Source organism: Streptomyces alkaliterrae (genome assembly GCF_007097205.2).
GTDB lineage: Bacteria > Actinomycetota > Actinomycetes > Streptomycetales > Streptomycetaceae > Streptomyces > Streptomyces alkaliterrae.
The window spans coordinates 1-1,923 of record NZ_VJYK02000536.1 but is presented as its reverse complement, the minus strand read 5'-3'; the positions used below and the strand labels follow the sequence as shown (position 1 = coordinate 1,923).

At 70.9% G+C, this 1,923-nt stretch carries 2 protein-coding genes; both read left to right on the top strand.

All coding sequences use genetic code 11. From position 1 onward, the window contains the following. On the top strand, window positions 1–911 hold a 911-nt coding region (locus tag FNX44_RS26520; protein WP_323369681.1), incomplete at its 5' end, for an acyl-CoA carboxylase subunit beta. A 205-nt stretch (window positions 912–1,116) separates the two neighbouring features. Then, window positions 1,117–1,923, top strand: an 807-nt coding sequence (locus FNX44_RS26515; protein WP_143651511.1) for an AfsR/SARP family transcriptional regulator, incomplete at its 3' end; no start/stop codon positions are given.

Here is a 1,923-nt window from a genome sequence, read left to right as displayed (position 1 = left end):
GCGGCGCGGACGTGCACGCGGGTACCTCGGGTGTGGCGCACTTCGCGTACGACGACGAGGAGTCGTGTCTGGAGGAAGTCCGCTTCCTGCTGTCGATGCTCCCGCAGAACAACCGGGAGAACCCGCCGGCCGTCCAGCCCACCGACCCCGCCGACCGGCTCTGCCCGGCGCTCGCCTCCCTGGTGCCCGCCGACGGCAACCTCCCCTACGACATGCGCCACGTCATCGAGGAGATCGTCGACGACGGCGAGCACATGGAGGTCCACGAGAGCTGGGCGCCGAGCGTGGTGTGCACGCTGGCGCGGATCGGCGGCGAGGTGGTCGGCGTCGTGGCCAACCAGCCGCGCACCCTCGCCGGGGTACTGGACATCAACTCCTCCGAGAAGGCCGCGCGCTTTGTCCAGCTCTGCGACGCCTTCAGCATCCCGCTGGTCACCCTCGTGGACGTGCCGGGCTTCCTGCCGGGTGTCGACCAGGAGCACGGCGGCATCATCCGGCACGGCGCGAAGCTGCTCTACGCCTACTGCAACGCCACCGTGCCCCGTATCTCCGTCGTGCTGCGCAAGGCCTACGGCGGCGCCTACATCGTCATGGACTCGCGTTCCATCGGCTCCGACCTCGCCTTCGCCTGGCCGACCAACGAGATCGCGGTGATGGGCGCCGAGGGGGCCGCGAACGTCGTCTTCCGCCGGCAGATCGCGGCCGCCGACGACCCCGACTCGGCAAGGGCCCAGCTCGTCAAGGAGTACAAGGCGGAGCTGATGCACCCGTACTACGCGGCCGAACGCGGGCTGGTGGACGACGTCATCGACCCGGCCGAGACCCGCGAGGTGCTTGTCCGCTCGCTGGCGATGCTGCGCAGCAAGCGCGCCGAACTACCGGTCCGCAAACACGGGAATCCACCCATGTGATCAAAAGGGAGATGCGTAAACACAGTTCACGAGGCTTGGCAGTTTGCTGACCGTACCGTTGTAGTGCGCAGTGAGCGGCTGGTACCAATGGCTTCAGATCGAGCCGTTGGCACAGACCAGGCGGGTGGAGCGGGACGGCCGCCGCGACGTCGGACGGCGGCGGCTCTCCCGCGGACCGACCACCTGCAGGACGGGGCGTACAGCGATGGAATTCCGGATCCTCGGTCCGGTGGAGCTGGTGGGGGACGGGGCGACACGGCTCGCCGGAGTGAAGCAGCGCACGCTGCTGGCGGCGCTGCTGCTGGCAGGTGGCAGGGTCCTGTCGGACGCGCTGCTGAAGAACCGCCTGTGGGGTACCGATCCGCCCGCGACGGTCACCGCGCAGTTGTACGCGCACGTGTCCGAGCTGCGCAAGCGGCTGCCCGCCGGGGTGCGGTTGGAGCGCCGCAGTCCCGGCTACCGGCTGGACATCGGTGACGTCACGCTGGACTGGCACCTCTTCCGGCGGCTGGCCGGTCGCGGCCTCGCCGGTCTCGCCGACGGCCGGCACGCGCAGGCCGCCGAAGACCTCACGGCGGCCCTGGAGCTGCGGCGCGGCCCGGCGCTCGCCGGCGTCACCGAGCAACTGGTGGACGCCGAAGGCCCGTTCATAGAAGAGGCCTATACGGCGGCGCTGGAGAGCCGGATCGACGCCGACCTCGCGCTCGGCCGTCACACCTCGCTTGTCCCGGAGCTGGTACGGCTGGTCGCGGAGAATCCGGTACGGGAGCGGCTGCGCGGTCAGCTGATGACGGCCCTGCACCGCTGCGGCCGCAAGGCCGACGCGCTGGCCGTCTACGCCGAGAGCCGTCGCGTGCTGCGGGAGGAGCTGGGCATGGACCCCGGGCACGATCTGCGCCGCCTGCACCAGGCCGTGTTGACGGACTCCCTGGCCGGCCCGGAGGCGGCCGAGCGGATCACCCTCACCGGCCCACCCGCGCCGAGCGACGACGCGGACCACCCGGCCATCCCC